This window comes from Porphyromonas levii DSM 23370, from assembly GCF_000379925.1.
Lineage (GTDB): Bacteria > Bacteroidota > Bacteroidia > Bacteroidales > Porphyromonadaceae > Porphyromonas_A > Porphyromonas_A levii.
In genome coordinates this window covers 1-7,853 of the sequence record NZ_KB904312.1, presented here as the reverse complement: position 1 = coordinate 7,853, position 7,853 = coordinate 1, and the positions used below count along the sequence as shown (strand labels likewise).

The 7,853-nt window shown below is 41.2% G+C and carries 5 protein-coding genes; 4 read left to right on the top strand and 1 reads right to left on the bottom strand.

The annotated features are described in order from the left end of the window. Positions 1 to 243: 243 nt before the first annotated feature. A complete protein-coding gene (locus A3GG_RS0110820; RefSeq protein WP_018359307.1) occupies positions 244 to 630 on the bottom strand; it encodes an AAA family ATPase in 387 nt (128 codons plus the stop codon). A gap of 1,032 nt (positions 631 to 1,662) precedes the next feature. Between A3GG_RS0110820 and A3GG_RS0110815 the strand changes: the two genes are divergently transcribed. The 4 genes from A3GG_RS0110815 to A3GG_RS0110805 all read left to right on the top strand — a co-directional run bounded on the left by A3GG_RS0110815 (position 1,663) and on the right by A3GG_RS0110805 (position 7,503). Further along, complete coding sequence (locus A3GG_RS0110815) at positions 1,663 to 2,097, top strand: response regulator (RefSeq protein WP_018359306.1); 435 nt, start codon at positions 1,663 to 1,665, stop codon at positions 2,095 to 2,097. Beyond that, on the top strand, positions 2,036 to 2,458 hold the full coding sequence (locus A3GG_RS14055) for a LytTR family transcriptional regulator DNA-binding domain-containing protein (RefSeq protein ID WP_083900415.1): 423 nt from the start codon (positions 2,036 to 2,038) through the stop codon (positions 2,456 to 2,458). Before A3GG_RS0110815 ends, A3GG_RS14055 begins: the two co-directional genes overlap by 62 nt. 627 nt (positions 2,459 to 3,085) lie before the next feature. Beyond that, a complete protein-coding gene (locus A3GG_RS12950) occupies positions 3,086 to 6,274 on the top strand; it encodes a collagen-like domain-containing protein (RefSeq protein WP_018359305.1) in 3,189 nt (1,062 codons plus the stop codon). A gap of 116 nt (positions 6,275 to 6,390) precedes the next feature. Further along, positions 6,391 to 7,503, top strand: a complete 1,113-nt coding sequence (locus A3GG_RS0110805; RefSeq protein WP_018359304.1) for an OmpA family protein — start codon at positions 6,391 to 6,393, stop codon at positions 7,501 to 7,503. Positions 7,504 to 7,853: the final 350 nt, after the last annotated feature.

Here is a 7,853-nt window from a genome sequence, read left to right as displayed (position 1 = left end):
CCCTTGTGCTTCTGCTCTCTTATTGAGCTTTTTATTGATAAAGGTCTGTATGGGGCGCCAGTCAATAAGAATATCAACTTGCTCTAAGAAGCCATTACGTGCTTTGGCTCGTCTCTGCTCTGTGAAAACTTCTACAAAACTTGGATTATCGTTGGATGTACTCTTGAAAGACATATGGAATCAGTAATTATTCCTTGTTAAACATATACAAATATACTGATAACCAATGAGATAAACAAGTGTTTAACGCAGTTTTTTGTGCAACAGTCTCAACTCTATATCCCAACCAGGGTACTTAAAAATTTGATCAAGTAGCAACACCCGACCTCCGCTATCCCTATACTCTTGTGCAAAATGGTAGATAGAGTGATTGGAAAAATAAAAGTGATTGAGATTGACATACAGAGCTGCCTTAGGCTCATGCTCACTAAGAATCTTGCCCAACTGCACAAGCTGATAAGTCTTACCAATACCACGAGTGCCTCTAAGACAAACAAGCGAAGCATTACCACTCTTCTCAGCGCACAATATACTGCGAGTGGAGTCCAAAGCGAGACCGAGAAACTTCTCTTCGGCACGCTCCTTGTCCCCTACTGGCAGGCACATATCGCTTCTCAGAATGCTACTCATAATGGCTAACTATCAATGATGCCACAAAGGTACACTTAATTTCGGAAAATGTCAACTCTACATTGCAGAAAAAGGTATTTAATTACCATGTCCACCATAAGTTACTACGATATCCTCCTCCTCTCCTACCCATTTATAGGTAACTATACCTATAAGAAAATTAAGAACGCCACCCCGCTACCACGATGATACCTCTAACACAAACCAGCAATGCACCTCGCACAATCGCCCTCCCTATCACGCATGACCATTTAATATATACTAATTGGTGCATTTGATATATATTAATCAACCCATTTAGTATATATTAAATTGGATGATTAGTATATATTAAATGGTCATGCGTTAGCATAGATCAGCTAAGTGGCTCTACTAAAAGGGATTTATCGAATCTATTACAAAGACTCACTGCCAAGCCTTACCCCATGCTCTTTAGATTTAATTGACCTTATATCATGGCAGACCAACTAACGACTTGACCCTATGTCCGTGTGTTGCCCCTAGCCTATTGTTCTCTACTCCCCCTATTCCCTTGGAAACACGTGCGCTAAGTGATTGAACTTATCAGGATAGCGACCATGAATCCCAAAGAGCTTTAATCCTAATAAGAGAATGTTGTACGAAGTGCCATTCTCGTCGATTTGCAAGTAAATTGGCTGAGATGTTGCACGGTAGTGAAATACAAGGCACTAAGACTGAGGCTAACGGGAGCGTACTCACGTACGTGACCGAAGCCGAATGTCGAAAGTAACGCAGTAGTTCGCCACCGTACAACAGTCTCAATAATATAATAAAGAATAACAGATACACAATAAAGATAGAAATACCAAACAACTCGAGCAAAAGCCCATTAACAATAGTTATTCTACCGATAACCATAGAAATAAGACCATAAACATATATTTGGTATTAGTAATCAAAAATTAGAGCTATATTTGCAAAAGAAGAAATAAAAGCCAAACAACTAAAATAGGGCTTAGTTACGCAAATTACCAATAGTCAATAACTCAAGATAATAGACACATTAGTTATATGTACAGAAGTATAATAATTGGGAATTCTTTCTCTAAGGCACTTATGCTAAAAGAGAAAATCATGGCAATGAATACTGATTTACAGAGACCAGAAATCAATAAATCTACCACCCAAGGAGACAAACTTGCTCTACTGAGTGGATATGACATAGCATTTATTTACCTCGATGGTGAAAATGCATTTGGTTTACTACAACAACTTCCTGCAGAAAGAAACTTTGAAGTAATATTTATTTCTGAAAAGTTTCAATTAGACTATGCAATTAAAGCCCTGAAACTCTCTGTCGCAGACTATATTACCACACCCATAAAAAACACAGATCTAGAAAAAGCTATCAATAAATCCATAGAAATAATAAAATTAAAAAGGCATAAGAAACTACCTTTTTACAATAACACCAAAAGTCTACCCCCCCCCACACAAAATATATAAAAACAGTAGCATTGCATTTGAAAAAAGGACTGGCGAGATAGAGATTATACAGTTAGACGAAATAGTATATTTCTCTACCGGAAACAGCCATGAATGTGAAGTCAAACTCATAGACAGTACAAACATCACACTCAACAAAGCGTTAAGCCACTACAGAAAGACATTTATTGAAGAAGGCAACTTTTTCCCAATCAACAGAAGCATCATTCTTAATTTATCATACATCAATACCTTTAATCCCCAGAAGCAAATTATCCGATTAACAACAGGCGAAGAGCTAAGCATTTCTAGAAGACAAGCATCAAAACTTCGTCAGCTATTATTAAGAACAGAGGAAGACAACGACCAACATATCGGATAAAACAAACTCAACTACAATACTGAGACTGTCGCACGATGGCGAACTACCGCGTTACTTTCGACATTCGGCTTCGGTCACGTACATGAGTACGCTCCCGTCAGCCTCAGTCTCGGTGCCTTGTATTTCACCACCGTGCAACGTCTCAGCCGATTTGCTTGCAAATCGGCGAAAATGGGCACTTCGTGCAACATTCTCATACAGAGATTACACATATACATATTATATTAATGAGGAGTGAATTTAATACGTCTCCACATCATCAGCCTGCTTTTAAGTTAATTTCCACTTACAGAGTAGACTAAAATTGTGACTAATCGAATATAAAGGCATAATAAAAACGACCAACAACAGAAGGCAAACAACCAATCAATACCTTGAAACCACCGTTAACAATAGAATTTGCCCCGATAACAGATATTCTTTTGGCAATCAGGTTGTTTTGTCGAGATTTGCATTGTGTAACATACACCTCATAAAGAGGACACTTTAGGATCATTAGCTATTTGAATATCACTCACAAACGCCATAAGGTTTATGTGAGTAGACATCAAAGAAGAGCTTAGACCTATAATGAACGCGAAACTCATATATGTAAGTATTACATTAAATTTTTAACAACTAAGAATTATGATGAAGAAGAAAATCATGGTGATTTCTTTGTTTACGTTCGCCGCTATCACTCTGATGGCAATCGGATGTAGCAAGGATTATGGTTCAGACATCGCTTCTGTCAACACTAAAGTTGACAACTTGGACAAGCGTGTTGGCACACTAGAAACCCTTGTCAAAGACATTGATGCCCAAGTTAAGGGTGGATCAGTCATTACAAGTGTAGAACCAACGAAAAATGGTATTACAGTAAAACTAAGCAACGGCAAATCTTACACCATCACCAATGGTAAAGACGGCGTTAACGGCAAGGATGGTAAGGATGGCGTTAACGGCAAGGACGGTAAAAATGGCGTTAACGGCAAGGACGGTAAGGACGGCGTTGACGGCAAGGACGGTAAGAACGGCGTTGACGGCAAGGACGGTAAAGACGGCGTTGACGGCAAGGACGGTAAGAACGGCGTTGACGGCAAGGACGGTAAGAACGGCGTTGACGGCAAGGACGGTAAAGACGGCTCTGTGGTTAAAATCGGAGAAAACGGCAATTGGTTCATCGATGGTAGGGACACAGGTCTCCCATCCCGTGGCAAGGACGGTGCTAAGGGCGACAAGGGTGAGCAAGGCGCTCCTGGTAAGGACGGAAAAGATGGCGCTAAGGGCGACAAGGGTGACCAAGGCGCTCCTGGTAAGGACGGAAAAGATGGCGCTAAGGGCAACAAGGGTGACCAAGGCGCTCCTGGCAAGGACGGTGTATGGTACGAGCCAGGCACTGAGGGAGCAGAGAAGGGCTTCTGGGTGGAGGTATCTACCGATGCTGAAGGCAAAAAGGTTCGCAACGTTACTACCATAAAGTGGCTTCCAGAGGGTACAATCACTGCTATATTCAAGGATGGGGCAGTTACATTCTTCAACGTTGCTGGTGCACATGAAGGTGTTAAGATTGGTCTTGTGCCAATTACTAGCCTAGTCATCATTCCTGATGCTGTAGCTAATGGTGGATCACTTCCTGTAGTAGACTTCGGAAATATCGTTTATAGAGATGGATGTACTGGTGGCACTCCAACTGCAGAGAGCTACCTAAGGTTCAGGGTTTCTCCATCTAATGTCAATCTAGCATCAATCGATGCTGAGCACGTTAGCTTCTACTTCAATACTCCTGTCCTACGTGCAGAGAAGAAGTTTGTTGAGAGCGTTACAAATGTAGAGCTCAAGGATGGTGTACTCACCGTATACTTCAAGGTAAATAAGAGCATGGCTGCCTCTGCTGCAGAGGGCAAGGACAATCAAGTTCAGCTAAGAGTGCCATTTGCTAAGGAGATCAATGAGGGTACTGAAGTACATAGCGATTGGGCTAGAGTAGCTTTCACAGACCACGTACTTGATCTTGGTCGTATTGCTCATGAGGGTATTGGAGAGGTAAAGGATGATCTCATAAAGCTTTATACTAGTCTAGAAGATGCAAAGGGAGGTGTCTCATATCCTATCTTCTACAACAAAGCAACGAATCTTCTTGACATCGTTAGGACTTTAGAGAATCGCAAGTTGTTTACTGACAACTCTAAGTATGGTCTAACATATGTATTTGACCTCCTTGATAAAAACGGCAAGACCTTTAAGTTTGAGGAAGGTGTTAACAAGACCGACCAGCAAGAGTTCATTACTCTTAAGGACGGAGTTGTTACAGCTCGTGTATTCGGGCAAAATGGCAACCAAGCATCTATCGACAAAACTCCTATCGTCAGAGTTCGTCTAGTAAATGGAACTTGTGTGGCTAATATGGGCTTCATCAAGCTTCAGTTCACGAAGGAGGAGATTCCTGTGGTTAAGCCTGAGATCCAACCTGTGGTGATTGATCTTCTTGAAAAGGAAGCTAGCTGTGATGTAATTTCGAGTGGCATGACTGTTAAGCAAATGAATGAGGATCTATACCACCACGCTAATCTAAGCAAGAATGACTTCCACAAGAAGTTCCAAATCAGGGCAAAAGTATTTGCGACCTCTCCATACACCAAGGATGGCAAGTCATATATCGTAAATACTTCAAAGGAGACAGTGGCTTCTTCATTGTTCAAATGGGACTACAAGGAAGGCACAGAAACCGAGCCTGTAAGATTCTATGTATCACCTCAGATGCAAGCTAAGTATGCTGGGCAAACCATCAGAGCGGTAGCGGAGATCTTCGACGCAACCACCAACTTTGTACACTATGAGGTAATCTTCGACATCAAGATTGGAGTAGAGAAAGTTTATGTTCAGCGTTTCACCAATATGTGGAATGGGAATAGGGGTATGATCAATACTGAGATTCCTGCAAAGGGAAATACCAACAGTATTATGCCTAATCTGAATAGCCTGTTCAAACTTAAAGAAAATACCTCTAGTTTAACTCTTCGCTACAAAGATGGTAAGGTTATCACTGATCCTTCTTATACCTATGAGTACGAGTTTGATACAGAATACTATAATACAAATCGTACAGTAAAAGGAACTGATGGTAAGACTTATACTTTCGATGTAGATAAAGACAAAAAGATCCTATTTGCTAAACTTGGCGACAAAAGGGAAAAGATTGCAACTTTAGAAAAGTTCCCCGGAGATTTGGGTGACTACTTAAAGTATGAGAAGGGAAGTGAATTCGCGAAGAGAATCCTCAATACCGAACCTGAGAGTGTAGTGATAGGTCTTGTCATTAAGACAACAAAGTGCAATGGTGACACTCCTACTGCCATTACTTCATTAAATGAAGGTCTAGAGCGAGGAAAGTTCCAAGTAGTAGTTCGTCGTCCTCTTAATATGACTGCTAACGCCAAGGACTACTTCATTGACGGTCTTGATAAGGGTGAAAAGCATACTTTCTTTAATGTTGCTGATATAGTTGAGCTTACCGACTGGAGGAACATTGCCTTTACCAAGGAAACTGTAAGCCGTGAGGGTGTTAACTATTACGACTACTACAAGATTGGTACCTTCAGGATTGATGATACTAAGATCACATATCAGGACAAAGAGGGTGGTAAGAAATACCCGCTTCAAACAACAATGAATGTTGAGTATAAAGATGGCAAGCTTAGCTATACCAATAATGGTGCTGCGCTTATGGAGTCTATCTACCTGAATGTGCCAGTAATTATCCCTCATCAGTGGGGTGAGCTTCATGGAACATTCACAATTGAGGTAAAGCCTACTTCTGAGGCCATCAAAAAGTAATCCATCTCTAGCTGCAGCTGTTTTAAATAACAGCTGACAATTGTACAAAAGTTTCTGAGCCCGCCAAGGTATGCTTTGGCGGGCTCTCATACAAATACAAACAACTACATATAACTATGACAATTAAGAAAACAATATTGGCTCTAACGCTAGCATTAGGATCTGTAGTAGTGTATGGACAAAATGTAGACCGCAAGGTAAAGGAAACGGCAAACACTTTGTTTAATAAGCACCTATACATGCAACTACAAGGTGGGATGGCACATACTGTTGGAGAGACAAAGTTTACAGACCTCCTCTCTCCCTCAGCATCTCTCCATATTGGATATCAATTTTCACCAGGTTTTGGGGTGAGAATAGGTGCCACCGGATGGCAAGCGAAAGGGGCTTTGGTAAGCCCTAATGAGCTTTACAAATGGAATTATTTACAAGGAAGTGCTGACCTAATTTGGAACATTGTCAACAGTTTTAATTACAATCCTCACCGCACTGTAAGTCCCTACCTCTTTGCTGGAGGAGGTGCTGCAATGGGCTTCAAGAATATAGAAGCACAGAAGTTGGACAAAAGCAAGTTGCCCCTATTATGGAGCTCAAAAAAGTTGTTCTGGGTAGCTAGAGCTGGATTAGGCATCGATATTAGAGTATCTGACCACATCAGCATAATGCTAGAAGGTAATGTAAATATGCTCCCAGACAACTTTAATTCGAAGGTTGGAGATGTACTCGACTTCCAAGCCAATGCTCTAGCTGGAATCAAGATAAATTTGGGCAAAAGTTATACAAGAACAGAGCCAGTATACTACGAACCAATATCCATTGCAAAACCAGAAGAGCCAGAGGTGAAAGAGCCAGAGGACGCACCTACGGTCAAAACAGAAGCTACTACTACTCTACGTAAGTTTCCAAACCTTCCATCGATCCACTTCGAGTTTGATAGCGATAAGATAGATGAAGAGAAGTACGAAGCTGAGTTGTCTGAGATTGTGAGTATTCTCCAAGAGTTCAAGGAGACTAAAGTAAATATCATCGGATTTACGGATCATGCTGGAAGCAACCAGTATAATGATGCCCTTTCTATGCGACGGGCAATAGCTGTGAAGAATTACCTTATTTCAAAGGGTATTACTGCGGATAGAATGAACGTCACTGGAATGGGCAAGGATCCTAAAGTAGATGGCGAAAAGGCGTTTACTATACAAGCTAGAAGAGTAGATGTGCAGAACGATTGATAACTGAGACATAATAATTTACTTTAGAAGACTGTTGCACGAAAGCAAACTACTTCGTTGCTTTCGCACAACAGTCTCTTTACACTTACATCGGCACCGGATACGATAGTTCCGATATCTAGAGCGTAACTCTCCCAAAACGGGCGCGTAAGGAGAGAATAAAATAGCCTGTAGGTACGATTTGGTACCTACAGTCTATTTTGTGTCTCGGTGTCTTTTTGAGTTAGACTTCTATGTGACCTGGGAGGAGGTTGATTATTTCGTCTTCTGTGAGCTCGCCTATCTTGGGGAGCTTTGGAAGGACTGCTAGTAGCCAATCGTAGAAGTTGACTCCTGCCTCATCGCAGGTG